The organism is Azospira inquinata (genome assembly GCF_018905915.1).
Lineage (GTDB): Bacteria > Pseudomonadota > Gammaproteobacteria > Burkholderiales > Rhodocyclaceae > Azospira > Azospira inquinata.
The window spans coordinates 1,177,749-1,204,386 of sequence record NZ_CP064782.1 but is presented as its reverse complement, the minus strand read 5'-3'; the positions used below and the strand labels follow the sequence as shown (position 1 = coordinate 1,204,386).

Here is a 26,638-nt window from a genome sequence, read left to right as displayed (position 1 = left end):
GCGACGCCGTCCGGAGGGACTAGCGGCCTTTGAATTCGGGCTTCCGCTTTTCCAGGAAAGCGGTGAGCCCCGTGCGGTAATCTTCCGTGTCCAGAAAGGCGAAGGAGGCGGCTTTTTCCGCCTCAGAGAGGGGCCGGTTTTCCTGCAGGCGGCGAATCCACTGCTTGTGCCAGCGGGCCACCAGGGGGGCGCCGGCGACGATGCGCAGGGTGGTCGCTTTCACCTCCGCTTCCAGCTGGGCGTCAGGCACCACCCGGGTGAGCAGTCCTTTCTGCTGGGCCTCTTCCGCCGTCAGGATACGGCCTTCCAGGAGAATCTCGGCCATCACGGCGGGACCGGCCAGGGCCAGCAGGCCGGACATTTCCCCCGGATACATGGAAAAACCCAGGCGATTGATGGGGGCGCCAAATTTGGAAGAAGCGGCGGCAATGCGCAGGTCGCAGTTGCCGGCGATTTCCAGGCCGCCACCGATGCAGGGCCCCTGGATCAGGGCCACGGTGGGATGGGGACAGTTGCGCACCCCGTCCAGGGCTTCCGCCACCTGGCCGTGATAATGGAGGGCCTGTTCCAGGGTGGCCCGATGGGTGAGAAATTCTTCGATGTCTCCGCCGGCGGCGAAGGCTTCCCCTTCTCCGCGCAGCACCACACAGCGCAGGCTCTGGTCCTGGCTCAGTTCGGCCATGGTGCGGGCCAGTTCTTCCCACATGGAGAAGTTCAGGGCGTTGAGCTTTTGGGGGTTGGAGAGGGTAACGGTGGCGACATTGGCCTCACGGGCCAGGAGAATACTTCCGGTCATAGTAAAAACAGTGGGCTGAGAACTGAAGCGAAAAGGAAAGGAAAAATCAGCGGGAAGCGGCTTTGATCATAGCCTCGCTGCCTGCCAGCAGGTGCCGGCGCATGACCTCTTCGGCATGGACCGGGTCCTTGCCCTTGATGGCGGCCATGAGCTCCCGATGTTCCTCCATGGATTTTTTCAGGCGGCCATCCACGGACAGGGACTGGAAGCGGGATAGCTTAAGCACCTTGCGCAGGTCCTGAATGACCAGCAGCAGCCAGCGGTTGCCGGCGATGCTTTGCAGTTCCACATGGAAATCCTGGTTGGCTTGGAAATAGGCCGGGATGTCGTTATCCAGGCAGGCCTGCTCCAGCACCTTCTGGAACTGCTCCAGTTTCTCGTGGTCGGTGGCCGTGGCTTTCTGGGTCGCTTCATAGGCGCAGCGACCTTCCAGCATGGCGATGATGGGGAAAATTTCCTGGATGTCGTCCACCGACAATTCGGTGACGTAGCAGCCCCGGCGGGGCTTCAGGGTGACCAGGCCCTCGGCGGCCAGCACTTTCAGCGCTTCCCGCAGGGGGGTGCGGGAAATACCGTAGTCTTCGGCCAGAGCCTGTTCGTCAATCCAGGTTCCCGGGGGGAGTTCGTGGGCAAAAATGCGCTCACGCAAGCGCTCTGCGACTTCCTCGTAGAGGGCTGGTTGGGCAATCCGGATGGCGTTCATGAAAGTAAGGAAATGAGATGCGTTGGCAAGTGGGGAATTATAACCGGCCCCGGGAAAGAGCAAGCCTTGCATACATAATTATGGATACAGTATTATTACCGATTCTCGATGTCAACCTGGGCCAGGTCCCGCTCCAGTCAGGGAAATGTAGCGTTTTCCCTAGGATGAAAAGCCTGGACCGGGTGGTATGCTGAACGCTGATGCCGGATTCCCCCGAGAGGGTCGGCAGATATATAAAAAAGGAAGGGTTCGTATGTCTGATAAGCCGCAGCTTTTCAATTCCGACAATCTGGACGCCTGGCACGCCGCCGCCGCCAAATCCGCGGGGGGGGATGTGGAGCACCTGAATTGGGTGACGCCGGAAGGGATTACGGTAAAGCCGCTGTATACGAAGAAGGACACGGACGCCCTGCCTTACGCCGATACCCTGCCGGGTTTCGCGCCTTATCTGCGGGGGCCCCAGGCCACCATGTACGCGGTGCGTCCTTGGACCATCCGCCAGTACGCCGGTTTTTCCACGGCGGAAGAATCCAACGCTTTTTATCGCAAAGCCCTAGCCGCTGGCGGCCAAGGGGTGTCCGTGGCCTTTGACTTGGCCACCCACCGGGGCTATGACTCGGATAATCCCCGGGTGCTGGGGGACGTGGGCAAGGCCGGGGTGGCCATTGACTCCGTCGAAGACATGAAAATTCTCTTCGATAGCATCCCCCTGGACAAAATTTCCGTCTCCATGACCATGAACGGGGCCGTGCTGCCCATTCTGGCGGGCTACATCGTGGCCGCGGAAGAACAGGGCGTTTCCCAGGAAAAACTATCCGGCACCATTCAGAACGACATTCTGAAAGAGTTCATGGTGCGGAATACCTACATTTATCCGCCCAAGCCTTCCATGCGCATCATCGCCGATATTTTCAAATATACGGCGGCGAACATGCCCAAGTTCAACTCCATTTCCATTTCCGGTTACCACATCCAGGAAGCCGGGGCGACCCAGGCTCTGGAATTGGCTTTTACCCTGGCGGATGGTCTGGAATACGTGCGTACCGGCGTCAATGCGGGGCTGGACGTGGATGCCTTCGCGGGCCGCCTGTCCTTCTTCTGGGCTATTGGCATGAATTTCTACCTGGAAATTGCCAAGATGCGCGCCGGCCGGATGCTGTGGCACCGCATCATGAGTCAGTTCAACCCGAAGAAGCCCAAGTCCATGATGCTGCGGACCCACTGCCAGACCTCTGGCTGGTCCCTCACCGAACAGGATCCGTACAACAACGTGGTGCGGACCACCATTGAAGCTATGGCGGCCGTCTTCGGCGGCACCCAGTCCCTGCATACCAATTCCCTGGATGAAGCCATCGCCCTGCCCACGGAGTTTTCTTCCCGCATCGCCCGGAACACCCAGCTGATCATCCAGGAAGAAACCCACATCACCAATGTGGTGGATCCCTGGGCTGGTTCCTACATGATGGAAAAACTGACCCAGGACATGGCCGACAAGGCCTGGGCCACCATCCAGGAAATCGAAGCCATGGGCGGCATGACCAAGGCCGTGGAATCCGGCTGGGCCAAGATGCAGGTGGAAACCTGTGCCGCCGACAAGCAGGCCCGGATCGACTCCGGCAAGGACGTGATCGTCGGGGTTAACAAGTACCGCCGGGAAACGGAAGATCCGGTGGATATCCTGCAAATCGACAACTTTGCCGTGCGGGAAGCCCAGATCGCTCGCCTCAAGGACATCCGGGCCAAGCGGGATGGAGCTGCCGTCCAAGCCGCTCTGGACGCCCTGACCCAAGCCGCCGAATCCGGCGAAGGCAATCTCCTGGACCTGACCGTTAAGGCCGTCCGCCTGCGGGCTACCGTGGGGGAAGTGTCCGACGCCCTGGAAAAGGTCTTCGGCCGCTTCCGCGCCAACAACCAAACCATTTCCGGGGTGTACGGAGGCGTTGTGGAAGGTGAAACCAGTTGGGAAGGTCTGAAGGCTGACGTGGCCAAGTTCGCGGAAGAAGACGGCCGTCGTCCCCGTATCATGATCGCCAAGCTGGGCCAGGACGGCCACGACCGGGGTGCCAAGGTGGTGGCCACGGCCTTCGCTGACCTGGGCTTTGATATCGACATGGGCCCCCTGTTTCAGACTCCGGAAGAAGCCGCCCGTCAGGCCATTGAAAACGATGTGCACGCCATCGGGGTGTCTTCCCTGGCTGCCGGTCACAAGACCCTGCTGCCTGCCCTGGTGCAGGCCCTCAAGGATCAAGGCGCGGACGACATCATCGTCTTCGCCGGCGGCGTGATCCCGGTTCAGGATTACGACTTCCTGCTTCAGGCCGGTGCCAAGGCCATCTTCGGGCCGGGTACCCGGATCGAAGATTCCGCCAAGCGGGTGCTGGAAGAAATCCGTAAGGCCCGCGCCTAAACCCGGTTTCCATGTCCATGCTTGAGGCCGCCGAGCCCCGACAGACCGCGCTTCCTCCCGCCGACCAAGCGTTGGCGGAAGGAGTGCTGGCCAGCCAGCGCCGGGCTCTGGCCAAGGCCATCACCCTGATCGAGTCCTCCCGTCCGGACCATCAGGAACGGGCTCACCGACTCCTGGAACGGCTGCTGCCCGAAACGGGCAAGGCCATCCGTATCGGTATTTCCGGGGTGCCGGGAGCGGGGAAGTCCACCTTCATCGAGGCCCTGGGCACCTGGTTAATCGACCGGGGGCACCGGCTGGCCGTGTTGGCCGTGGATCCTTCCTCTTCCGTTTCTGGCGGTTCCATCCTGGGGGACAAGACCCGGATGGAAAACCTTTGCCAGCGGGAAGAAGCCTTCATTCGCCCCAGCCCGTCCTCGGGCAGTCTGGGGGGGGTGGCGGAAAAAACCCGGGAAGCCATGCTGCTCTGCGAAGCCGCCGGCTTCGACGTCATCATTGTGGAGACCGTAGGCGTTGGCCAGTCGGAAACCACGGTGGCGGGCATGGTGGATATGTTCTGTTTATTGCAGTTGCCCAATGCGGGGGATGACCTCCAAGCAATCAAAAAAGGCATTGTGGAAATTGCGGATATGGTGGTGATTAACAAGGCGGACATTGATCCCCGGGCGGCCCAGGTGGTGCGTGCCCAGTGGCGCAATGCCCTGCACATGTTGCGGCACACGAGTTCCCATTGGGAACCCCCGGTCCTCACCCTGTCGGCCTTGCACAAGGAAGGCATCGAGGCGTTCTGGGAGCAGGTGGAGGCCTATCAGGCCGCCCTGGTTCCCAGCGGGGATTTCGCGGCTCGCCGTCACCGCCAGTCCATTGATTGGATGTGGAGTCTGATCGACTCCGGTTTGCGGCAATATTTCCGAAACCACCCGGCGGTGCGCCGGGATCTGCCCGACCTCACCCACGCGGTGGCCGAGGGACGCACCACGCCGGCCGCAGCTGCTTACAAGCTGCTGGCGGACCTGCAAACGTAACGTTTAACCATTCGACCGTTAGGGAGAAGTTCTCATGCAAGACATCATCCGCCAGCTGGAAGAAAAGCGGGAGGCGGCGCGTCTCGGCGGGGGCCAGAAGCGCATCGACAGCCAGCACAAGAAGGGCAAGCTGACTGCCCGTGAACGCATCGAGCTGTTGCTCGATCCCCACTCCTTCGAGGAATGGGACATGTTTAAAGGCCACCGTTGCGCCGACTTCGGGATGGAAGAACAGGTCATCCCCAGCGACGGGGTTGTGACTGGCTACGGCACTATCAATGGCCGTCTGATCTTTGTTTTCTCCCAAGATTTCACCGTGTTCGGCGGTTCCCTGTCCGAAGCCCACGCGGAAAAGATTTGCAAGATCATGGACCATGCCATGAAGGTGGGGGCTCCCGTGATCGGCCTGAACGACTCGGGCGGCGCCCGGATTCAGGAAGGGGTGGCTTCCCTGGGCGGCTACGCGGAAGTGTTCCAGCGTAACGTCATGGCTTCCGGGGTGATTCCCCAGATTTCCATGATCATGGGGCCCTGCGCCGGTGGCGCCGTGTATTCCCCGGCCATGACCGACTTCATTTTCATGGTCAAGGATTCTTCCTACATGTTCGTGACCGGTCCGGATGTGGTGAAGACCGTGACCCACGAAGAAGTGACCGCCGAAGAATTGGGCGGCGCCGTGACCCACACCGCCAAGTCCGGTGTGGCCGATCTGGCCTTCGAAAATGATGTGGAAGCCCTGCATTACCTGCGTCGCCTGATGAATTTCCTGCCGGCGAACAACAAGGAAATGCCTCCGGTCCAAAAGACCAACGATCCGGCCAGCCGTTGCGACATGTCCCTGGACACCCTGGTGCCGGACAACGCCAACAAGCCTTACGACATGAAGGAACTGATCATCAAGATCGTTGATGACTGTGACTTCTTCGAAATCCAGCCGGATTACGCCAAGAACATCATTACCGGCTTTGCCCGCATGGACGGCCACCCCATCGGCATCGTGGCCAACCAGCCCCTGGTGCTGGCCGGCTGTCTGGATATCAAGTCCTCCATCAAGGCAGCCCGTTTCGTGCGCTTCTGCGATGCTTTCAATATCCCCGTGGTGACCTTTGTGGATGTGCCCGGGTTCATGCCCGGTACCGCCCAGGAATACGGCGGCATCATCAAGCACGGCGCCAAGCTCCTCTACGCTTACGCGGAATGCACCGTGCCCAAGGTCACCGTGATTACCCGTAAGGCCTACGGCGGCGCCTATGACGTGATGTCTTCCAAGCACCTGCGGGGCGACGTGAATTTTGCCTGGCCCTCTGCGGAAATTGCCGTGATGGGCCCGAAGGGCGCTGTGGAAATCATTTTCCGGGACGAAAAGAACGATCCGGAAAAGATTGCCGCCCGGGAAGCGGAATACAAGGCCAAGTTCGCCAATCCGTTCATCGCCGGTCACCGTGGCTTCATCGACGACGTCATCATGCCGAACGAAACCCGCCGCCGCATTTGCCGTTCCCTGGCCATGCTGCGTGAAAAGAAACTGGAAAACCCGTGGCGTAAGCACGGCAACATTCCGCTTTAAGCGACGGGAGGACACAGACAATGTTCAAGAAGATTCTGATTGCAAACCGGGGCGAAATCGCCTGCCGTGTTATCAAGACCGCCCGCAAGATGGGTATTCAGACCGTTGCGGTCTATTCCGAAGCCGATAAGGATTCCCGCCACGTGCTGCTGGCCGACGAATCCGTCTGCATCGGCCCGGCCGCTTCCAAGGAATCCTATCTGGTGATGGAAAAGATCATCGACGCCTGCAAGCAAACGGGCGCCGAAGCGGTCCATCCGGGGTACGGTTTCCTGTCCGAGAATTCCGAGTTCTGCGCCAAGCTGGAAGCGGCCGGAATCGTCTTCATCGGCCCCAAGACCCACGCCATCGAAGCCATGGGGGACAAGATTGCCTCCAAGAAACTGGCCAAGGAAGCCAAGGTCAATACCATTCCGGGTTACAACGATGCCATCGATACCCCGGAACACGCCGTGGAAATTGCCAAGAACATCGGCTACCCGGTGATGATCAAGGCCTCCGCCGGCGGCGGTGGTAAGGGCCTGCGGGTTGCTTACAACGACGAAGAAGCCTACGAAGGCTTCTCCTCCTGCAAGCACGAAGCCAAGAACGCTTTCGGCGATGACCGGGTTTTCATCGAAAAATTCGTGGAAGAACCCCGCCACATCGAAATCCAGGTGCTGGGCGATGCCCACGGCAACGTGGTGTACCTGAACGAGCGGGAATGCTCCATTCAGCGTCGCCACCAAAAGGTGCTGGAAGAAGCCCCGTCTCCCTTCCTGGACGAAGCCACCCGCAAGGCCATGGGCGAACAAGCCGTGTCCCTGGCCAAGGCGGTGCAATACCAATCCGCCGGTACGGTGGAATTCGTGGTGGGCAAGGACAAGTCCTTCTACTTCCTGGAAATGAACACCCGTCTCCAGGTGGAACACCCGGTCACCGAGTTCATCACCGGTCTGGATCTGGTGGAACTGATGATCCGCGTGGCCGCTGGGGAAAAGCTGCCCCTCACCCAGGCCGACGTGAAGCGTCAAGGCTGGGCCATGGAATGCCGGATCAACGCGGAAGACCCCTTCCGTGGCTTCCTGCCTTCCACCGGTCGTCTGGTGCGCTTCCTGCCGCCAGCGGAAGTGGATGGTCAGGTGCGGGTAGATACGGGCGTCTATGACGGCGGCGAAATTTCCATGTATTACGACTCCATGATCGCCAAGCTGATCGTTCATGGCGCTACCCGGGAACAAGCCATTGCCCGGATGCGGGATGCCCTGAACGGCTTCGTGATTCGTGGTATCCGCTCCAACATTCCGTTCCAAGCCGCGTTGATGCAGCATCCCCGCTTCCAGGCCGGTAATTTCAACACTGGCTTCCTGGCGGAGGAATACCCCAACGGCTTCGATCCCTCCATGGTGCCCCACGATGATCCGGCCCTGCTGATTTCCGTGGCTGCCTTCGTCCATCGCCGCTACATTGACCGGGCCGCCAAGGTCTCCGGCCAACTGCCGGGCCATGAACGCAAGGTGGGTGACGAATGGGTGGTGATCTACAACGGGGAACATCATCCCGTGGTGGCCCGTCCCATCACCGGTGGTTACGTGGTGGAATACAAGGGTGAAACCTACGAGATCGTTTCCTCCTGGCGCCTTGGCCAACCCATTTTCAACGGTACCTGCAACGGTGAGGAATTCACCCTGCAAGTGGAACGCCACCGCATGGTTTATTGGCTCTTCCACTGGGGCACCCAGGCCAACATGATGGTCATGCCGGCCCGGGCCGCCGAACTGCTGGCCCTGATGCCGGACAAACCCGCACCCGATCTGTCCAAGTTCCTCCTGTCTCCTATGCCTGGGCTACTGCGGGAAGTGTCCGTCCAGGTCGGTCAGGAAGTGAAGGCCGGGGAAAAGCTGGCGGTCATCGAAGCCATGAAGATGGAAAACATCCTCAAGGCCGAGCAGGACTGCAAGGTGAAGAAGATCACCGCCAAGGCGGGCGACAGCCTGTCGGTGGACGAAGTGATCATCGAGTTCGAATAAGCTTTTTCGAGCGTCAAAAAAAGGCCGGCATTGCCGGCCTTTTTCTTTGGGTTTTACCGTCTAGCTATGGGACTGCAGGAAGGCCCCCACCTTCTTGTCCACCGCCTGGATGTGATTGATCAGCCAGTGGGAAAGAAAGACAGAAAGATCCAGGGCGGCGGAATCATCCCCCAGCCCTACCCGCAGCTCCATATCGTTGACCTGGGCCAGCAGGGACTGGTGCAGGCGCTGATGTTCCGCCAGACCGGGATAAGCGGCGGCGGCCATGAGGGCTTCTTCGTGGGAAAAGTGGTAGCGGGTGTAGTCCAGCAGTTCGGTTACGGCTTCCGTCGCCGTAGCCAGGGTGGCCTCCGGATCTCCCAGAAGGGCGTGCTGAATCTTGGCCACAATGTCAAAGAGGCGTTGGTGCTGGTCATCGATTTCCCCGACGCCGACATAAAATTCCGGACCAAATTGAACAATGGAAGTGGCGTCCATGGCGGTATCTACAGGGAAATGAGGTGGGAGGATTCTGCCATAGGTGGGAAAAAGTAGTGCCAATAAAAAAGGCCGGAGATATCCGGCCTTTGGGAGGGTAGAGCGGGTCTAATCAGACCGGGGCTCCCAGGGCGCCCCGCATTTTTTGTAGAGCCTTGGCTTCGATCTGGCGGATACGTTCAGCGGAAACCCCAAAGCGGGCGGCCAGATCATGCAGGGTGGCCGGGTCTTCCTCCCGCAGCCAGCGGGATTCCACAATTTCCCGGCTGCGAGGGTCCAGACTGGCCAGGGCCGACTGGAGGCCTTCGTTTTGTTGGTGTTCCCGCTCCCGGTTTTCCAATACCCGGGTGGGCTCATGGTCCCCGTCCGCCAGATAGGTGATGGGGGCCAGCCGTTCCCCCTCTTCGTCATCCGGATTGCCGTCCAGGGCCATGTCCCGGCCACTCAGCCGGGTTTCCATTTCCACCACTTCTTCCGGCTTCACCGCCAGTTTTGCGGCAATCTGGGCGGCTTCCGCCGGGCTCAGGGTGTCCGTGTCCGCTTTCATGCTGCGCAGATTGAAGAACAGCTTGCGTTGGGCCTTGGTGGTGGCAATCTTCACCAGACGCCAGTTGCGCACGATGTATTCGTGGATTTCCGCCTTGATCCAGTGGATGGCGAAGGACACCAGACGCACCCCCCGATCCGGATCAAAGCGCTTGACCGCCTTCATCAGGCCGATATTGCCTTCCTGGATCAGGTCCGCATGGGGCAGGCCGTAACCCAGGTAGCCCCGGGCGATGGCAATGACCAGGCGCAAATGGGAAAGCACTAGCTGCCGGGCGGCATCCAGGTCGTTGTTATCCCGAAAACGCTTGGCCAGTGCCAACTCCTCTTCCTCCCGCAGTACCGGGAAGCGTTGGGCGGCTTGAATATAAGCGTCCAGATTGCCTGCCGCGGAGGGCAGGGCGAATCCTTGCGATAAGGTCATGGCTTGAGACATCCGGAAACCTCCTAACATCCGTAGCCCTTCCTGGGCTTACAGATTCAATTTTAGCACTCGTATGAATAGAGTGCTAAATCTTCCCGGAGTTTCCTTGACGGGGCCTATGTTCTTACAAATTACAGTCGAAAGCCGAAAAATACAGTTAAAAGCAGGCAATCAGACAGGTGTTTGGGTGATTACCTGCAGGATGCGTACCCCGGGGGGCCAGCATGGGCTGCTCCGGGAAATGGATGCCGTAGGCCTTCCTTTCCGGTTCCCGTAGCTTCTCCACCAGGTCCAGGCTGTTTCGGTAGAGCGCATGGTTCCCGGCCACATAGACCACGGTTTGCCCGGGGAAGGGGGGACTGGCCCACTGGATACCTAGGGTGCCATGTTCCACATGCCCCGCCAGGATCACCCTATCGGCGGACCGGGCCGCTTCGGAAGGGAGCCAGTCCCCCCATTCGTAGTGAAGATCAGAGACCAATGGGATTTTCCTGTGTCTGCTTCCTGATAAGCCTTCCGGGGAAGGCTGGAATATAGCCTGAGGCTGGATGAAAAAAGTTTGCGTATCAATTCCGGGTGCTGTGGCATGCCGATGAAAACACAGATCGATGGTAACTGGCACTGAGGTATTTCGAAAATTAAGCAAAGTCCAGGCCCGGATAACCAGAAACGGCTATCCATAAAGTCTAATAGCATATGAAGTTGTCGAGTTTTAGAATGCGGCCATAAAAAGATGGGCGGGCAGGGACCGCCCATTGTCATTTTCCTTATTCCAGAATTCCACGACTCATGCAAAAACTAAGGCCGAACCGGGCCTGGGGACGGATTGCGCCCGTTCCTAGCCGGCTATTGGCGACCGTCGGATGTTTAAGCGTGGCCCTTCATGCCTGGGGCCAAAGCATGACAGACCAGGAAGAACAGCGGCGCCGGGCGCAACAACAAGCTCAGGAACGGGCCCAACAGCAGTCCGCCCCGGATGTCCGGCTTCCCGCAGAGGTCGCGCCTCGTTTGGATGATCTTAGCCTGCCGGACGAAAGCCCCTGTTTCCCCATCCATACCCTGGAAGTGGACGGGGCCCAAGCCCGCCCCTTCGCCTGGATCGCCCCCTACCTCCAGCACTATGCCGGCCGTTGTATCGGCCAAGGAGGCATCAATCTGATCGTCAAACGGATCGGTGCCCAACTCCTTGCGGAGGGCTACGTCACCACCCGGATTGGGATTCCTGCCCAGGACCTTTCATCTGGCACCTTGAAACTGGTGTTGGTCCCCGGCGTCCTGCGGGCCATCCGTATCGCCGAAGGGAGTTCCGATACCCATTGGCAAAACGCCTTCCCCATGAAACCCGGGGATTTACTCAACCTTCGGGATCTGGAGCAGGGCCTGGAACAACTCAAGCGGGTACCTTCCCAGGATGCGGAAATGGACATTGTGCCGGGGGATAAACCGGGAGAGAGCGATGTCCTCCTGAAGATCAAGCGGAGCAAAGCCTGGCGCCTGGGGGTATCCCTGGACGACTCCGGGCTGAAAGACACGGGCAAGCGGCAGGCGTCCCTGAACTACGCCTGGGACAACCCCCTGGGCTTGAACGATCTCTTCTCCCTCAATCTCAACAGCGATGCCCAGCAAGACGACGAATGGCGGGGAACCGCCGGCTACGGTTGGCAGTATTCCCTTCCTTGGGGCTATTGGACCTTTGGTGCTTCGGAAAGTGTGTACCGCTATCACCAGACCGTTTCAGGGATCAATCAATCCTTCATTTCCAGCGGCGCGTCCCGTAGCCAGGAACTGAAAATTCAGCGCCTGATGTACCGGGACCAAAGCAGTAAAACTACCCTCCAGTTCCGTACCGGCCAACGCTTGTCCCAAAGCTTTGTCGCCGATACGGAAATCCAGGTCCAACACCGTCGTGCCGCCTTTGCCGAACTGGCCCTCCAGCAACGCCAATACGTGGGCCCCGTCCAATTGGACGCCAGCCTTGCCCGGCGGGAGGGGGTTCCCTGGTTCGGTGGCTATGACGACCCCGCTGGCCATACTTCCGCCAACCCCACCTACCGCTATGCCATGACCGTGGTTGATGTGGGGGGGCTGGCTGCCTTCCATCTGGGGAGCCAACCGGTGCGCTGGATCGGCGCCTTTCATGGGCAGACCACCCACGACGTTCTCTACGCGGCGGACCAGATCGCCATTGGCAACCGCTACACCGTGCGGGGTTTCGATGGGGAACAAACCCTGTCGGGAGAGCGGGGCTGGTATCTCCGCAACGAATTGGAATTTGCCCTGGGCGCCAGCGGCCAATCCCTCTATGGGGGGGTGGATCATGGCCGGGTGGGTGGCCCCAGTACGGAAACCCTGACCGGCAAACACCTCACCGGAGGCGTTCTTGGCCTCCGGGGCGCCTGGCAGGGCGCCTATTACGACGTCTTCCTGAGTGTCCCCATTCAAAAGCCCGATGGATTCACCTCGGCTCATCCCGCCACGGGATTCCAGATCGGCTACCAGTTTTAATCCCTGATTTCTTGAAGGCCAGCCATGGCACCCCTTTCCTCCTCCACTCCCCTTCCTTCCCTGGCGGTGACCACCTCTCCGGTTTCCCCCTTTAAGCGCTGGGTCCTTTGGCTGACGCTCACCGCCTTTGTGGGCCAGCCCCTGGCGGCGGCAGCCCAGGTGGTTGCCGCTGGATCGACTCCGGGAACCCGGGTGGGGGCCGCCCAGAACGGGGTGCCGGTGGTGCAGATCGCCACGCCCAACGGGGCCGGGGTATCCCACAACCAATACCAACAGTTCAATGTGGACCAGCGGGGGGTGGTGCTGAACAACAGCCGGACCCTGACCCAGACCCAGCAGGCCGGGTGGATTGAAGGCAATGCCAACCTGAACAACGGGATGGCCCGGATCATCCTCAACGAAGTCACCTCCAATCTGCCCTCCAGCCTGAAAGGGTATACGGAAGTGGCAGGGCAGAAGGCCGAGGTGGTGATTGCCAACCCCAACGGGATCACCTGTGACGGCTGCGGCTTCATCAATACCAGCCGGGGGGTACTGACCACCGGTACGCCGGTGTTTGGGGGGAGCGGCAGTCTGGACGCCTTCCGGGTAACCGGCGGCAACATTGCCGTGCAAGGGAACGGCCTGAACGGGAGCAACCTGGACCAACTGGACTTGATTGCCCGATCCGTCCAGGTCAACGCTAACCTTTGGGCCCAGAACCTGAATGTGATCACCGGGCCCAATCGGGTGGATTACGCTAGTTTGGGCGTACAGCTGATTCCGGGACAGACCGGCCAGCCCACCGTGGGGATCGACGTGGCTGCCCTGGGGGGGATGTACGCCAACAAGATCCGGCTGGTGGGAACAGAAGCCGGGGTGGGCGTTAATGTGGCAGGGACGCTGGCCGCTCAGGCCGGGGACTTCTCCCTGACCAACGCGGGGAAAGTGACCTTGTCCGGGACGGTGATCGGTAACGGCCAGGCCACTGTTTCCGCAGGGGAAGACCTGGTCCATTCCGGAACCTTGTATGGACAACAGGGCGTGTCCCTTTCCAGTGGGGGCACTCTGCAGAACACTGGCCTGGTCGCCAGTCAGGCCGATGTGGCGGTCACGGCCCAATCCGTGGATGCCAGCGGGGTATTTGCCGCCGGGATGGATACTCAAGGGGCGGTGACGGGCAAAGGCGGTCTTCAAGTCACCGCAGTGGATACCCTGCGGGCCGTTGGCCGGAATTTGGCCGGGGGCAGTCTGAGCTTCCAAGGGGGGGCTCTGAATCTGGCCGGGGCCCAAACCCAGGCCGGGGGCGACATTACCTGGATTGCCACCCAGGGGGATATTGATCACCGCCAGGCAACGACTCAAGGTCAGGGCAAGCTGAGCCTTTCCGCCGTGGCGGGCCAGGTCAAAAACGACGGTGGGGTGCTCTACGCCGCTACGGACCTCACCGGGAACTCCTTGGGCCTGAGTAACCAGGGGGGCCAAGTGGTGGCTTTGAATGACCTCCACTGGGAGGCGGGGTCTGGCAGCGTGACCAACCAAGGCGGGGTCATCCAGGCCAACCGGAATGTGACGCTGTCCGCCGGTAGCGTGGATAACGCCAACACCCAAGGGAACGGGCAGGGCATTCAGGCCGGGAATAAGCTGTCCGTTACGGCGGACCAAATCAGCAACCGCCAGGGCAACCTCCAAGCGGGCCTTGAAACCGATCTCTTCAGTCACGGGACCTTGGACAACAGCCAAGGGAAACTGTCTGCTGGCACGACCCTGTCGATCCTGGATGGCCAAGGGGTACCCAGTCTCACTATCAACAACGATAACGGCACGGTCGTGGTGGGAAAGAGCGGTAGTACCGGCGCCTCTTTGACTGTGCAAGCCGCTACTTTGGCGGGCAATGGGCAGATTCTGAGTTGGGGCGACGGTAGTTTGAATCTCTCCGGCGACTATTTGCAAAGCGGCAAGGTGCAGGCTAATGGAAATCTCTCCCTGACAGTGGGAGGACTCCTGACCAATTCAGGGACGATTCAAGCCGGCCAGAGGCTGGCGGTTAAGGCCGCTACCCTGGATAACCAGGGCACGGGAGAAATTTCCGGAAACCAGGTTCATGTGACCGCTACCGATACCCATACCTTGACGAACCGGGGGCTGATCGATGGGGGCGAGGTCGCCCTGGACGCGGTGACACTGAATAACCTGGGAACGGGCCGGATTTACGGAGACCATCTTTCCATTGGGGCCACCACGCTAACCAATAGCGCGGAAAACGGAAGTGCGCCGGTTATTGCCGCCCGGAATCGCTTGGACCTGGGGGTAACTACCCTAAACAACCAGGAACACGCCACTTTACTGAGCGCGGGTGACTTGGTAATCGGCGGGGCGTTGGATAGCAATCGGCAGGCCACCGGGCAAGCGGGGCAAATCAATAACGCCAGTGCAACTATAGAAGCCCTGGGGAATGCGGTGATTGGTGCATCCCAACTTAACAACACCAATCAGCATTTCTCGACCCAAACCGTGGTGCTTTCCCAAACCCACATTACGGAATACCAGCTTCCTGGTCATTCAACACGTTGGCTGCCCGGCCAAGCCTATGTGAAGCAGGACAACCACGAGAGTACCCATACTCTCTATACCCCAGAGGGCAGCAGCAGCGAGGGAAAATTCTACGAATATAACTACACACGGACGGTGTCGGAAGACCGTGTGATGACCTCCGACCCTGGAAAAATTCTGGCAGGGGGTGGAATACAACTTACTGCTACTTCCGTTTTGAATGACAAAAGTCAGATTATTGCGGGGGGGACTTTAGGTGGCACCATTGGGGCGCTGACTAATACCGCTGTAGATGGCCAGCATGTGGTGCGTGACTCCGGGGATTCTACCTATTTCTGGTATCGCCATCGTGGCGGGGGCAAAAAGAGAGCTCAGGGATCGAAGTCCAGCGGTTACAACCCCGCGCCTACCATAACTGGTGTTGATCTGACCCCGACGCTTTACGAAGCCAACACGGCATCCGCTGCCACTTCCGTTCAGGTCAGTCCCATTTCCGCCAATCCGGTGCTTCAGGCCAGTGCGACCGACGGTAGCCAGGTCCGGACCACCACGCCCAATACCTGGGTGCCGAATAGCAGCCTTTATACCGTCAATCCCAGTTCCAACGCCCACAGCTATGTGGAAACCGATCCTCGGTTCGCGAATTACCGGACCTGGGTTACCTCCGATTACATGCTGACTCGTCTGGGGGTGAATCCGGATACGGCGGTGAAGCGGCTGGGGGATGGTTTTTACGAACAAAAACTGGTCGCTGATCAGGTTCGTCAGTTGAGCGGCAAAAGTCTGCTGGCGGGGTATAGCAACACGGAACAGGAATATCAGGCCCTGATGGCCAGTGGGGTGAGCTATGGGGACACCTGGCATTTAACCCCGGGGGTGGCACTGACGGCGGAGCAGATGGCCCAGCTGACTAACGACATGGTGTGGCTGGTTGAGAAAACCGTCACCCTGGCGGATGGCAGTCAGGTGAAGGCCTTGGTGCCGGAGGTATATCTCAAGGCCAAAGACTTTACGGTGACGGGTAATGGGGCCTTGATTGCGGGCAATGATGTGCAATTGAACGTGGCAGGCTCCCTGAACAACAGCGGCACGATTGCTGCCAGCAATACGGCCATTCTGACGGCTGACACCCTGAATAACCTTAAAGGGCGGATTACCGGGCAGAACGTTCTGGCAACCGCTCAGTTGGATATCAACAACCTGGGGGGACGTATTGATGCGGCCAAGCAATTGGCGGTCAGTGCCGGGCGAGACCTGAATGTGGTGTCCACCACCCAGAATAGTCAGAGTAGCCAAGGCAGCCGGACCAATATTGACCGGGTAGCCACCCTGGCGGTGACCGGGGATGGAGGCAGCCTGACAGCAGTGGCGGGTCGCACAGCTAATTTCAACGGGGCGTCCGTCAGCAATGGTACGGGGACTACAACCCTGGTAGCCGGTCAGGACCTCAATTTCGGGACGGTGACGGAGCGTAATCAGCAGTCCATTGTTTGGAACGACAAGAATTACCACAAGGAAAGCCAGACGGCGGAAGTGGGTACTACCCTGAGTACGGGGGGCGACATTCAGCTAAGCGCTGGTCGGGACGTCAGTGCTCGGGGAGCCCAAGTTCAAAGCAATCAGGGGAAGCTAACGGTGGTTGCCGCACGGGACATATCGGTGAGTGCGGCGAACCGAAGTGATTCCGTGGACGATTTCCACCAACAGAAAAGCAAAGGCTTCCTGTCAAGCAAGACCGAGACCTCTCGGGATCAACTCAATGAAACGTTGGTGGCGGGTAGTCTGCTGTCGGCCAATCAGGTCAGTCTGCAAAGCGGCCGTGATCTGCATGTGACGGGCAGCAATGTGGTCTCTTCTCAAGGGACGACGCTGTTAGCGGGCAACGACCTAACGGTGGATGCGGCGACAGAGACGCGTACCGAACAGCACTATTACAAGAAAACCAGTTCAGGCATATTCAGTAGCGGAGCCAGTGTCACCCTGGGAACTCAGAAGCTGACGACGGATAGTCGGGATACGGCGACGACAGCCGTGGGGAGCACGATTGGCAGTGTCTCTGGGGATGTGGTGATGCAGGCCGGGGGGGCTTATACTCAAACGGGCAGTGGTATCCAGACCCCGGGCGGGAATGTGGCCATTCAAGGCAAGACGGTCACGATTCAGGAAGCCCGGAATACCAACGATTACCGGCAAGACACCAAGTTTGAGCAAAGCGGCTTGACCCTGGCGGTGAGTAACCCGGTGCTGGGGGCCTTGCAGACCGCGAGTCAGCTGTCTCACGCCAGCGACAAGACTTCGGATCCTCGGATGAAGGCCCTGGCTTTGGCCGGGACAGCCCTTGCGGCTCGGGATGCAGAAAAAGCGGTAATGGCTGGTCAAGGGGTAACCGTTACAGGCGAAGACGGCACGGTTAAGAACGACCAGATCGTTACCCAGCAGGATGGAAAGGGGGGTGTTTCTTCTCGGGATGCTAATGCCGCCGACAAAGTGGGGGGCATTGGCATTAGCGTTAGTGTAGGCAGCAGTCAGAGCAAGAGCACTACCACCCAGCATAGCGATACGGCTTCCGCTTCTACCATTGTGGCCGGGGGCAATATCTCGGTGAAAGCCGTTGGTGGAGGTAAGGACAGCAATGTCACCGTACAGGGCAGCGCCCTGAAGGCGGGGGGGGACATTGATTTGGAGGCTGAGAACGCCATTCGCCTGTTGGCAGCCCAAAATACCAACTCCACCCGGAGCAGCAGTTCCAGTAGTAGTGGCAGCCTGGGGGTGGGCTACAACACCAGCAGCGGATTCTCAATCCAAGCCAGTGCCAATAGTAGTAAGGGAAAAAGTAATGGGGACGACCTCACCTGGACCAATACGGAAATCCAGGCTGGCCAAAAGCTGACCCTGAAGTCTGGGGGAGATACCACCCTGCAAGGCGCGGTGGCCCAGGGCGGGCAGGTGGTTGCCCAGGTGGGTGGCAATCTGAACATTGTCAGCTTGCAAGATACCAGTACCTACGACAGCCACTTCAATAGCAATGGTTTCAGTATCAGTGTCCCCTTGGGCGCGGGGGGTTTGAGCGGCAGCGTGAGTGCCAGCACCCGTAACGTCAATAGTGACTATCGGAGTGTCACGGAACAAAGTGGCCTGAAAGCGGGGGATAGCGGCTTCCAGGTGGCTGTGACGGGAGATACGACCCTACAAGGGGGGGCCATACTCAGCACGCAGAAAGCGGTGGAGGATGGCGCTAATCAGTTCAGCACCGGCGGCACCCTCAGTACCCAGGACCTGAAAAACAAAGCGGATTATCAGGGCGATGCCAGTGGCTTCAACATTGGTGCGGGGGTAAATCAGAAGGGTACCTGGACACCGGCTGGAAGCATGGCCGGGGTGGGAAGTGAGAGCGGCTCTGCCAGCAGCACGACCCAGGCAGCCATTAGTGGGATTGCCGGTAATAAGAATGCCCGGACCGGGGACAAAGAAACCGGGATAGGCAAAATCTTCGATGCCAAGAAGGTGGAAGACAGCCTAGATGCCCAGGTACAGATTACCCAAATATTTGGACAGCTAGCGCCCAAGGTCATTGCCGAATATGCAGAAGTGCAAGCTAGCAAATATAAAACGTTGGCACAGAATGCAGAGCTATTAGGGAAATCTGACGAAGCCGAAGGGTATCGAAGCGAGGCGGCAAAGTGGGGCGAAGGTGGGCTCTACCGGGGCATGTTGCATACGGCGATAGGTGGGCTGGCCGGGGGGGTAAGCGGTGCGGTAGGAGCCGGGACGGCAGCAGCAGCGGCTCCGCTACTGAGTAATTTGCAAGATCGAGTAGCAACAGGCCTGGAAAACCAAGGAATTTCTTCTGAGGTAGCTCAGGCTTTGGGCCAACTGATGGCGACTGGAACGGCTACGGCCCTGGGGGCCATAGCCAGTAAGAGCGATGCGGGTGGCGCGATGGCGTTTGATATTGATGCCAATAATCGCCAACTGCACATTCAGGAAGAAAATGCCCTAAAAGCCTCTGCGAAAAAGATAGTGGCTGATCGCTATGCAGGAAAAACACTGGATTCTGATCAGAGGAAAGCGCTAGAGCAATATTGGTATGACCAACTGGAAGCAGAAGCTCTGGCTAAAGTTGACAAAAAAGGTAACGAAATAAGAAACCAACAGCTGGCAGGATTGGTGGCTGCGGAAGCGAGTGGAGATAGGGTAGGAATCAATAAATATCTGTCGGATGCTCAGTATGCAAGAAATATTGTCAGTGGGCTGAGTGGGGCCGAAATCTTAGGTAAAGATGGAAATCCGATTGTCGCAGACGGAAATATATTACGGGCTTTTGAATCTAGTAGAAGCCAATACGAAGACCCCAATTTGTTCCGAGTTCAAAATAGTCAAGTATTGCAAAAAGAATTTGGATCATTAGCGGCGGCGAAAAATGCTTCTGCACAGGAAACCGCCCAAAAGAACTTTTTTGAACTTGCGGGATTAAAACTTAGAACAGATTCGCTTATACAAGCCTATAAAACACCAAGCGAGGGTGTGGAAGCGGTGGCGCCGGAGTTATATCTAATTGGGAGCGGAAGACTCCTGAAAATTATTTATAAAGGAGTAAATGATTCACTTTATAAAGTAGCTGTTTATCGGGTTTTTGGCGGAGATGCGCGAGCGGAAGGGTTTTCGTGGACAACAGAGAATCCTCTCGTTGTTCAGAATTATAGAGATGTAGCTGGCCTGCCATCCGGTGGGGCAAGTGGGGCGAATAATACAGCTAACTTTTTGATTGAGGGAAGAGTGAAAGCTGTCGATGTTATTAAGTCAAGGCCGGCTCTACCTTTGGATGGAAATAGGGGGGGTCTTCCAGAGTTGATTATTAATCCAAAAAACGTAAAAATAATTGACTTCTCTGTTCTTAAGCGCTAGGTATTGGAAAATGAAATATTCTGGAATGACAGTTAACGAACGACTTTACGTCAGTGGGTTATTTGATGATTTTTACAAAGCGGTCGAAGAAAAAAATGTAGAAAATGCACGTATTCTTCTAAGGGAAGTTGAGTTAGACGAGGAGTCTATAAATTCAATCTTGGAACAATTGAAACTTTAACTGTGCTTGGATCAGCACGCAGAACGCGGGGGAGAGGGGAGATAGGTATATCCGGAGGAGGCTTTCCGGTACTAGCTGGTCACCCTCGACGTCTCCCGAAATTGAGTAGCGCCTGACATTAGAGTCCGATCCACCACGACAAGGAGATTGGACATGAAAAAGCGATTCATCGAAGAACAGATCATTGGCTTCCCAAGTGCAGAAGAAAGCCCTGTGACCGTTAACGAGCAAGCACAACAAATTGCTAAAGGAAATTTGACCAACTCGGCAATTACTGCAACCCAAAGGAATACAGGACGCTTCGGACAGGTAACAGATATTGTTGTGCCCGACGATCGAGGTGTGCGGTATAACGCGAAAGCCAAATTTATTGGCTTCTTGGAACCCCCCAAAAAATGAAATCGCTAACATTGCAAATCGCTAGTCTTCCTGATAAAAAAATGTTGTGTCCGACATATGGCTTGGAAATGACCAAGTTGCAGAAATCTCTTGTGAAGATGGCCAGGCAATTCAGATTGAAATTTTTGCGGCTCCCGATTGGGGGGGTATGGTCTTTTGAGCTAGGCGCTTTTGAGGCTGTTTTGGCCGAAGCAAAAAGCAACTTTCGAAATGCCTAGTTGGCGCAAAGGGGGGCGTCGAAGCTGCCATTACTTACTGCATTGAGGAGCAGTTGCTAAGATGGAAGAGCGGACGGAAAAAAGGCCGCGTTTTTTGAGCGGCTCTTCTAAGGGTTTTCGACTCTTTTATTATTAGAGCTGTGATCTGAGTTAAACAAAGGAAGCTAGATTTTGTCTTTGGATCGGTAAAGCCCCCAGCCCCTTAGGCGGTAATCCCGAGTTGGTCAAAAAGCGAGTTATTTACTTTAATTGAGCGGAATACCTAATCCGGAATAATTTTCCCCGGATTCAGGATGTTGGCCGGGTCCAGGCAGGCTTTTAACTGGCGCATCAGGGCAACGGCGGGGGCGCCGTGTTCCCGTTCCAGAAACTTGCGCTTGCCCATGCCGACACCGTGTTCCCCGGTACAGGTGCCTTCCATGGCGATGGCCCGCTCCACCACCCGCTCATTGATCCATTGGGCCTCCGCCACATCCTTGGGATTCTGGGTATCCACCAGCACCACCAGGTGGAAATTGCCGTCTCCCACGTGGCCGAACAGGGCAATGGGAATGGAAACCTGGGCGATATCCTGGTTGGTGGCATGAATACATTCCGCCAGCCGGGAAATGGGGACGCAGACGTCGGTCGGGAAAACCTTGCCACCGGGCTTCATCTGCAAGCAGGCGAAATAGGCCTGATGCCGGGCTTCCCAGAGGCGGGAGCGGTCCTCGGGCCGGGTCGCCCACTGGAACCCCTGGCCGCCGTTGCCGCTGGCCAGTTCTTGGGTGAGTTGGGCCTGCTCTTCCACGCTAGCCTCGCTGCCGTGGAATTCAAAAAACAGGGTGGGGGCTTCGGGGAGCTCCGTATGACTGTGCCGATTGACGGCCTGGAGGGTGAAGCTGTCCAGCAGTTCAATGCGGGCCACGGGAATGCCCATCTGGATGGTCTGGATGACCGTCTGTACGGCGGAATCCACGTCCGGGAAGGCGCAGACGGCGGCGGACATAGCCTCCGGTACGGGGTGTAGGCGCAGGGTCAACTCCGTAATCACCCCCAATGTGCCTTCCGCGCCAACGAACAATCGGGTGAGATCGTAGCCGGCGGAGGACTTGCGGGCCCGGCTGCCGGTTTTGACGATTTCTCCGGTGGGGGTCACCACCGTGGCGGCCAGTACATTTTCCCGCATGGTGCCGTAACGCACCGCGTTGGTTCCGGAGGCACGGGTACTGGCCATGCCCCCCAGGGTGGCGTCAGCGCCCGGATCGATGGGGAAAAAGAATCCAGTGCCCTTCAACTCCCGATTGAGCTGGAGCCGGGTAACCCCGGCTTGTACTGTGGCATCCAGGTCTTCCGGATGGACTGCCAGTACCTGATTCATCCCGGACAGGTCCAGGCTCAAGCCCCCATGAGGGGCCAGCACATGGCCTTCCACGGAACTACCCACACCAAAAGGAATGAGGGGAACCCGGTATTGGTTGCAGTGGCGCACTACCCAGGCGACTTCTTCGGTGCTTTGGGCGAACACCACGCCGTCGGGCAGCATCTCTGGGTGCACGGATTCATCCCGGCCGTGCTGCAGGCGAACCGAATCCCCTTGGGAGAAGCGGGGGCCGAACTGGGTTTTGAGTTGGGAGAGGAATTCAGAGGGCAGGGGCGGGCGGTGAGAACGTGGGAAGAGGCCATGATCAATTATAGGTAACCGCATACAGCGGGAAGTTCGCCAGTCTACTACTGGCCCATTTTTTGGGCGAACACGAGGTCGATAGGGGGCCGAGGGCGGAGACTGGCGTTTTTTTCAACTTGCGGCTGGACGTCGAGAAATCTTTTGCTATAATGCGCCCTCGCTTCGCGAAACGGCTTGACAGCTTTGTGCTGAATCGCCATAATTCGCGGCTTCGTTTCGGAGGGGTTCCCGAGCGGTCAAAGGGAGCAGACTGTAAATCTGCCGGCTCTGCCTTCGAAGGTTCGAATCCTTCCCCCTCCACCAGTTGCTGTTGCAGCAACGACTTGTTGCAGGTGAAGAGATTGCGGGTGTAGCTCAATGGTAGAGCTGAAGCCTTCCAAGCTTAAGACGAGGGTTCGATTCCCTTCACCCGCTCCAGGTTGCGGCAACAAGTTGTAAGCGATGCCCATGTAGCTCAGTGGTAGAGCACTCCCTTGGTAAGGGAGAGGTCGGCAGTTCAATCCTGCCCATGGGCACCACTACCCTCATCTATATCGCGCCGGAAGTTTTGTTAATCTTCTATATTTCGAGGTACCGGAATGGCCAAAGAAAAATTTGAACGTACGAAGCCGCACGTAAACGTGGGTACGATTGGGCACGTTGACCACGGTAAGACGACGCTGACGGCGGCGATTACCACGGTTCTGGCCCGGAAGTGGGGCGGCGAAGCCCGTGCGTACGACCAGATTGATGCTGCTCCGGAAGAAAAGGCTCGCGGTATCACGATCAACACGGCGCACGTGGAATACGAAACGGAAACCCGCCACTACGCCCACGTGGATTGCCCGGGGCACGCGGACTACGTAAAGAACATGATTACCGGTGCCGCCCAGATGGACGGCGCCATCCTGGTGGTGTCTGCGGCCGACGGCCCCATGCCCCAAACCCGGGAACACATCCTGCTGGCCCGTCAGGTGGGCGTGCCCTACATCATCGTCTATCTGAACAAGTGCGACATGGTGGACGACGCCGAACTGCTGGAACTGGTGGAAATGGAAGTTCGGGAACTGCTGTCCAAGTACGACTTCCCGGGCGACGACATCCCCATCATCAAGGGTTCCGCTCTGAAGGCCCTGGAAGGCGACCAATCCGAAATCGGTGAGCCCTCCATCTTCCAACTGGCCGCTGCTCTGGATTCCTACATCCCCACCCCGGAACGGGCTGTGGATCAACCCTTCCTGCTGCCCATCGAAGACGTATTCTCCATCTCCGGCCGCGGCACCGTGGTGACCGGTCGTGTGGAACGGGGCGTGGTGAAGGTCGGCGAAGAAATCGAAATCGTCGGCATCAAGCCCACCGTCAAGACCACCTGCACCGGCGTGGAAATGTTCCGCAAGCTGCTGGACCAAGGTCAAGCGGGCGACAACGTGGGCGTGCTGCTGCGTGGTACCAAGCGCGAAGAAGTGGAACGGGGCCAAGTGCTGGCCAAACCCGGCTCCATCAACCCCCACACCCACTTCAGCGCCGAAGTGTATGTGCTGTCCAAGGACGAAGGTGGTCGTCATACCCCGTTCTTCAACGGCTACCGTCCCCAGTTCTACTTCCGGACCACGGACGTGACCGGTACCATCGAACTGCCGGCCGGTACTGAAATGGTCATGCCTGGCGACAACATCGCCATGACCGTGAAGCTGATCTGCCCGATCGCCATGGAAGAAGGTCTACGCTTCGCTATCCGCGAAGGTGGCCGGACCGTCGGCGCCGGTGTTGTTGCGAAAATCATCGAGTAACCCTCGATAAGCTGTACAGGAAGCGCCCCGTAACCCCGGGGCGCTTTTGTGGTCTCTGCTGCAGGGGCATAGCTCAATTGGCAGAGCGTCGGTCTCCAAAACCGAAGGTTGGGGGTTCGAGACCCTCTGCCCCTGCCATCCTATAAGACAAATCTAAATGGCCGATAAGATCAAGTTTGCGCTGGCACTACTGCTTCTTGCTGCCGGCGTGGCCGGCTTTTATCTGCTTGGCCAGCAGGCAATGATCCTGCGTGTGCTGTGCGTGTTGGCGGGCGTGGGTGCTGCGTTGGCGGTGGGCTGGCAAACTGAGCCCGGCCAGCGCTTTGTGGTGTTTACCCGGGACGCCATTACGGAGACCAAAAAGGTCGTCTGGCCCTCTCGTAAAGAAACCTTGCAAACCACCGGTATCGTTTTCGCCTTCGTGGTGGTCATGGCCTTGTTCCTGTGGCTGACGGACAAGAGTCTTGAGTGGGTGTTGTACGACCTCGTTTTGGGATGGAAAAAATCATGAGCAAACGCTGGTACGTCGTCCATGCCTACTCTGGCTTTGAAAAGAGTGTGCAGCGGGCTTTGACCGATCGTATTGCTCGTTCGGGCATGGAAGACATGTTCGGGCGCATCATGGTGCCGGTCGAAGAAGTGGTGGAAATGAAGGGCGGTCAGAAAAGCATCTCCGAACGAAAGTTCTTCCCCGGCTATGTGCTGGTGGAAATGGAAATGAACGACGACAGCTGGCACTTGGTGAAGAACACCTCCAAGGTGACTGGTTTTGTCGGCGGCACGGCCACCAAGCCCACCCCCATTTCCGAAAAGGAAGTGGACAAGATCATGCAGCAGATGCAGGAAGGGGTGGAAAAGCCCCGTCCCAAGGTGCTGTTCGAGATCGGCGAAACCGTGCGGGTCAAAGAAGGCCCGTTTACCGACTTCCATGGTTCCGTGGAAGACGTCAATTACGAAAAGAACAAGCTGCGGGTGTCCGTGACCATCTTTGGTCGGGCCACGCCGGTGGAATTGGAATTCGGCCAGGTAGAAAAGTCCTGAGTCGTTGCCGGTTCATAGGGCAGTCCGGTGCCTGGCGAAACTAACCGGACAGAGGAGCAAAAGTAGGCCTCGGTCGAAATTGCGCTACCACTCAATCACATCTGGAGCCATTCATGGCAAAGAAAATCATCGGCTATATCAAGCTGCAAGTGCCGGCTGGTAAGGCCAATCCTTCCCCCCCCATTGGCCCGGCCCTCGGCCAGCGCGGCCTGAACATCATGGAATTCTGCAAGGCCTTCAATGCCAAGACTCAAGGCATGGAACCCGGTCTGCCCATTCCTGTGGTGATCACCGCCTTTGCCGACAAGTCTTTCACCTTCGTGATGAAGACGCCCCCGGCCACCATCCTGATCAAAAAAGCTGCCAAGATCGACAAGGGTTCTGCCCGTCCCAACGTGGATAAGGTGGGCACCATCACCCGTGCTCAGGCCGAAGAAATCGCCAAGGCCAAGATGCCCGATCTGACCGCTGCCGACATGGACGCCGCCGTGCGTACCATCGCTGGCTCCGCCCGTTCCATGGGCATCAACGTGGAGGGTGTGTGAAATGGCTAAGCTGACCAAGCGTCAACAAGCGCTGCAAGGCAAGGTGGAAGCCGCCAAGCTGTATTCCGCCCCCGACGCCCTGGCCCTGGCCAAGGAATGCGCCACCGCCAAGTTTGATGAATCCATCGACGTGGCTGTCGTCCTCGGCATTGATGCCCGTAAGTCCGACCAGCTGGTGCGGGGCTCCGTGGTGATGCCCGCCGGTACCGGTAAGACCGTTCGCGTGGCCGTTTTCGCCCAAGGCGAAAAAGCCGAAGCCGCCAAGGCCGCTGGTGCGGACGTGGTGGGTTTCGATGACCTGGCCGCTGAAGTCAAGGCCGGCAATCTGAACTTTGACGTGGTTATCGCCACGCCGGACGCCATGCGGGTTGTGGGCCAACTGGGTCAAATCCTGGGGCCCCGGGGCTTGATGCCTAACCCCAAGGTCGGCACCGTGACCATGGACGTGACCACCGCCGTGAATAACGCCAAGGCTGGTCAAGTGCAGTACCGGACCGACAAGGCCGGTATCGTCCATGCCACCATCGGTCGTGCTTCTTTCTCCGTGGAAAATCTGGAAAAGAACCTGAAGGCCCTGATCGAAGCCCTGGTGAAGGCCAAGCCGGCTGCCGCCAAGGGTCAGTACCTGAAGAAAATTGCTGTGGCCAGCACCATGGGCCCCGGCGTGCGCGTTGATCAGGCCACCGTTTCCGCCTAATTCACGCTGTAGCATAGTAAGAACTTTGGGCCTGGGGCACGGTTTCCGTGTCCCAGGATCGTCAAAGACCGCAGGTGTTGGACCTGGTCTGACCTAAGCGCCGCAAGGTGCCTGCGCAGACGGTGTTACCCGAACAGGATTCTCCATTGGCAATTGCCGATCGTGTTCCTGCTTTAGGTCGCCGTGGGTGTGTCACCAGCAGTAGGGTGGCATGAGTTGACTTGAA

General features: G+C 58.2%; 18 protein-coding genes and 4 tRNA genes. 16 read left to right on the top strand and 6 right to left on the bottom strand.

Annotation, left to right across the window (positions count from 1 at the left end; all coding sequences use genetic code 11):
* Window positions 1-19 precede the first annotated feature (19 nt).
* Together Azoinq_RS05460 and Azoinq_RS05455 are read right to left on the bottom strand one after the other, a co-directional pair.
* Window positions 20-796, bottom strand: coding sequence for an enoyl-CoA hydratase/isomerase family protein (locus Azoinq_RS05460; RefSeq protein WP_216131334.1), 777 nt, complete (start codon window positions 794-796; stop codon window positions 20-22).
* 46 nt (window positions 797-842) lie between these two features.
* Window positions 843-1,499, bottom strand: a complete 657-nt coding sequence (locus Azoinq_RS05455; RefSeq protein ID WP_216131337.1) for a GntR family transcriptional regulator — start codon at window positions 1,497-1,499, stop codon at window positions 843-845.
* Window positions 1,500-1,752: 253 nt separating this feature from the next.
* Here Azoinq_RS05455 and scpA point away from each other — a divergent pair, with 253 nt between their 5' ends.
* Genes scpA through accC form a run of 4 tightly spaced genes read left to right on the top strand, consistent with a single transcriptional unit; the run spans window position 1,753 to window position 8,507 of the window.
* Window positions 1,753-3,906, top strand: coding sequence for a methylmalonyl-CoA mutase (gene scpA, locus Azoinq_RS05450; RefSeq protein ID WP_216131340.1), 2,154 nt, complete (start codon window positions 1,753-1,755; stop codon window positions 3,904-3,906).
* Window positions 3,907-3,917: 11 nt separating this feature from the next.
* The gene (gene meaB / locus Azoinq_RS05445) at window positions 3,918-4,931 is read left to right on the top strand and encodes a methylmalonyl Co-A mutase-associated GTPase MeaB (RefSeq protein ID WP_216131343.1); all 1,014 of its coding nucleotides are present in this window, start codon (window positions 3,918-3,920) and stop codon (window positions 4,929-4,931) included.
* 34 nt (window positions 4,932-4,965) lie between these two features.
* Complete coding sequence (locus Azoinq_RS05440; protein WP_216131345.1) at window positions 4,966-6,498, top strand: acyl-CoA carboxylase subunit beta; 1,533 nt, start codon at window positions 4,966-4,968, stop codon at window positions 6,496-6,498.
* 20 nt (window positions 6,499-6,518) lie between these two features.
* A complete protein-coding gene (gene accC, locus Azoinq_RS05435) occupies window positions 6,519-8,507 on the top strand; it encodes an acetyl-CoA carboxylase biotin carboxylase subunit (RefSeq protein ID WP_216131348.1) in 1,989 nt (662 codons plus the stop codon).
* Between the two features lie 60 nt (window positions 8,508-8,567).
* Here accC and Azoinq_RS05430 read toward each other — a convergent pair whose 3' ends face one another.
* The 3 genes from Azoinq_RS05430 to Azoinq_RS05420 form a co-directional block, all read right to left on the bottom strand.
* On the bottom strand, window positions 8,568-8,984 hold the full coding sequence (locus Azoinq_RS05430) for a bacteriohemerythrin (RefSeq protein ID WP_216131351.1): 417 nt from the start codon (window positions 8,982-8,984) through the stop codon (window positions 8,568-8,570).
* 112 nt (window positions 8,985-9,096) lie between these two features.
* Complete coding sequence (rpoH, locus tag Azoinq_RS05425; RefSeq protein WP_216131356.1) at window positions 9,097-9,966, bottom strand: RNA polymerase sigma factor RpoH; 870 nt, start codon at window positions 9,964-9,966, stop codon at window positions 9,097-9,099.
* A gap of 145 nt (window positions 9,967-10,111) precedes the next feature.
* Window positions 10,112-10,435 carry a metallophosphoesterase family protein gene (locus Azoinq_RS05420; protein WP_216131359.1) on the bottom strand — a complete coding sequence of 108 codons (324 nt, stop codon included), beginning with the start codon at window positions 10,433-10,435 and terminating at the stop codon, window positions 10,112-10,114.
* Window positions 10,436-10,854: 419 nt separating this feature from the next.
* On the opposite strand from Azoinq_RS05420, the gene Azoinq_RS05415 reads away from it, so the two are divergent.
* From Azoinq_RS05415 to Azoinq_RS05405, 3 genes are all read left to right on the top strand, one after another.
* Window positions 10,855-12,459 (top strand): ShlB/FhaC/HecB family hemolysin secretion/activation protein, encoded by a 1,605-nt coding sequence (locus Azoinq_RS05415; protein WP_216131362.1) that lies wholly within the window; start codon window positions 10,855-10,857, stop codon window positions 12,457-12,459.
* A gap of 24 nt (window positions 12,460-12,483) precedes the next feature.
* Window positions 12,484-19,896, top strand: coding sequence for a hemagglutinin repeat-containing protein (locus tag Azoinq_RS05410; RefSeq protein ID WP_216131365.1), 7,413 nt, complete (start codon window positions 12,484-12,486; stop codon window positions 19,894-19,896).
* A 334-nt stretch (window positions 19,897-20,230) separates the two neighbouring features.
* Window positions 20,231-20,476: a hypothetical protein gene (locus tag Azoinq_RS05405; RefSeq protein ID WP_216131368.1), complete on the top strand. Its 246-nt coding sequence runs from the start codon at window positions 20,231-20,233 to the stop codon at window positions 20,474-20,476.
* Between the two features lie 480 nt (window positions 20,477-20,956).
* On the opposite strand, the gene Azoinq_RS05400 is transcribed toward Azoinq_RS05405, so the two are convergent.
* On the bottom strand, window positions 20,957-22,381 hold the full coding sequence (locus Azoinq_RS05400) for an FAD-binding oxidoreductase (RefSeq protein ID WP_216131371.1): 1,425 nt from the start codon (window positions 22,379-22,381) through the stop codon (window positions 20,957-20,959).
* 197 nt (window positions 22,382-22,578) lie between these two features.
* Between Azoinq_RS05400 and Azoinq_RS05395 the strand changes: the two genes are divergently transcribed.
* From Azoinq_RS05395 to rplA, 9 genes are all read left to right on the top strand, one after another.
* Window positions 22,579-22,663 (top strand) — tRNA-Tyr (locus tag Azoinq_RS05395).
* Between the two features lie 40 nt (window positions 22,664-22,703).
* Window positions 22,704-22,777 (top strand) — tRNA-Gly (locus Azoinq_RS05390).
* A 26-nt stretch (window positions 22,778-22,803) separates the two neighbouring features.
* A tRNA-Thr gene (locus Azoinq_RS05385) sits at window positions 22,804-22,878 on the top strand.
* Window positions 22,879-22,938: 60 nt separating this feature from the next.
* The gene (gene tuf / locus Azoinq_RS05380; RefSeq protein ID WP_216131374.1) at window positions 22,939-24,129 is read left to right on the top strand and encodes an elongation factor Tu; all 1,191 of its coding nucleotides are present in this window, start codon (window positions 22,939-22,941) and stop codon (window positions 24,127-24,129) included.
* A 62-nt stretch (window positions 24,130-24,191) separates the two neighbouring features.
* Window positions 24,192-24,267, top strand: a tRNA-Trp gene (locus Azoinq_RS05375).
* A gap of 19 nt (window positions 24,268-24,286) precedes the next feature.
* The gene (gene secE, locus Azoinq_RS05370; RefSeq protein WP_216131377.1) at window positions 24,287-24,640 is read left to right on the top strand and encodes a preprotein translocase subunit SecE; all 354 of its coding nucleotides are present in this window, start codon (window positions 24,287-24,289) and stop codon (window positions 24,638-24,640) included.
* Entirely contained in the window at window positions 24,637-25,170 is a 534-nt protein-coding gene (gene nusG / locus Azoinq_RS05365) for a transcription termination/antitermination protein NusG (protein ID WP_216131380.1), read from the top strand. The genes secE and nusG overlap by 4 nt, the downstream gene beginning before the upstream one ends.
* 113 nt (window positions 25,171-25,283) lie before the next feature.
* Entirely contained in the window at window positions 25,284-25,715 is a 432-nt protein-coding gene (gene rplK, locus Azoinq_RS05360) for a 50S ribosomal protein L11 (protein ID WP_216131383.1), read from the top strand.
* Between the two features lies 1 nt (window position 25,716).
* Window positions 25,717-26,412 (top strand): 50S ribosomal protein L1, encoded by a 696-nt coding sequence (rplA, locus tag Azoinq_RS05355; protein WP_216131386.1) that lies wholly within the window; start codon window positions 25,717-25,719, stop codon window positions 26,410-26,412.
* Window positions 26,413-26,638 lie beyond the last annotated feature (226 nt).

Coding starts and splice junctions, on each gene's coding strand:
- Azoinq_RS05460 (WP_216131334.1), bottom strand. CDS start 796: ATGACCGGAAGTATTCTCCTGGCCCGTGAGGCCAATGTCGCCACCGTT.
- Azoinq_RS05455 (WP_216131337.1), bottom strand. CDS start 1,499: ATGAACGCCATCCGGATTGCCCAACCAGCCCTCTACGAGGAAGTCGCA.
- scpA (WP_216131340.1), top strand. CDS start 1,753: ATGTCTGATAAGCCGCAGCTTTTCAATTCCGACAATCTGGACGCCTGG.
- meaB (WP_216131343.1), top strand. CDS start 3,918: ATGTCCATGCTTGAGGCCGCCGAGCCCCGACAGACCGCGCTTCCTCCC.
- Azoinq_RS05440 (WP_216131345.1), top strand. CDS start 4,966: ATGCAAGACATCATCCGCCAGCTGGAAGAAAAGCGGGAGGCGGCGCGT.
- accC (WP_216131348.1), top strand. CDS start 6,519: ATGTTCAAGAAGATTCTGATTGCAAACCGGGGCGAAATCGCCTGCCGT.
- Azoinq_RS05430 (WP_216131351.1), bottom strand. CDS start 8,984: ATGGACGCCACTTCCATTGTTCAATTTGGTCCGGAATTTTATGTCGGC.
- rpoH (WP_216131356.1), bottom strand. CDS start 9,966: ATGTCTCAAGCCATGACCTTATCGCAAGGATTCGCCCTGCCCTCCGCG.
- Azoinq_RS05415 (WP_216131362.1), top strand. CDS start 10,855: ATGACAGACCAGGAAGAACAGCGGCGCCGGGCGCAACAACAAGCTCAG.
- Azoinq_RS05410 (WP_216131365.1), top strand. CDS start 12,484: ATGGCACCCCTTTCCTCCTCCACTCCCCTTCCTTCCCTGGCGGTGACC.
- Azoinq_RS05405 (WP_216131368.1), top strand. CDS start 20,231: ATGAAAAAGCGATTCATCGAAGAACAGATCATTGGCTTCCCAAGTGCA.
- Azoinq_RS05400 (WP_216131371.1), bottom strand. CDS start 22,381: ATGCGGTTACCTATAATTGATCATGGCCTCTTCCCACGTTCTCACCGC.
- tuf (WP_216131374.1), top strand. CDS start 22,939: ATGGCCAAAGAAAAATTTGAACGTACGAAGCCGCACGTAAACGTGGGT.
- secE (WP_216131377.1), top strand. CDS start 24,287: ATGGCCGATAAGATCAAGTTTGCGCTGGCACTACTGCTTCTTGCTGCC.
- nusG (WP_216131380.1), top strand. CDS start 24,637: ATGAGCAAACGCTGGTACGTCGTCCATGCCTACTCTGGCTTTGAAAAG.
- rplK (WP_216131383.1), top strand. CDS start 25,284: ATGGCAAAGAAAATCATCGGCTATATCAAGCTGCAAGTGCCGGCTGGT.
- rplA (WP_216131386.1), top strand. CDS start 25,717: ATGGCTAAGCTGACCAAGCGTCAACAAGCGCTGCAAGGCAAGGTGGAA.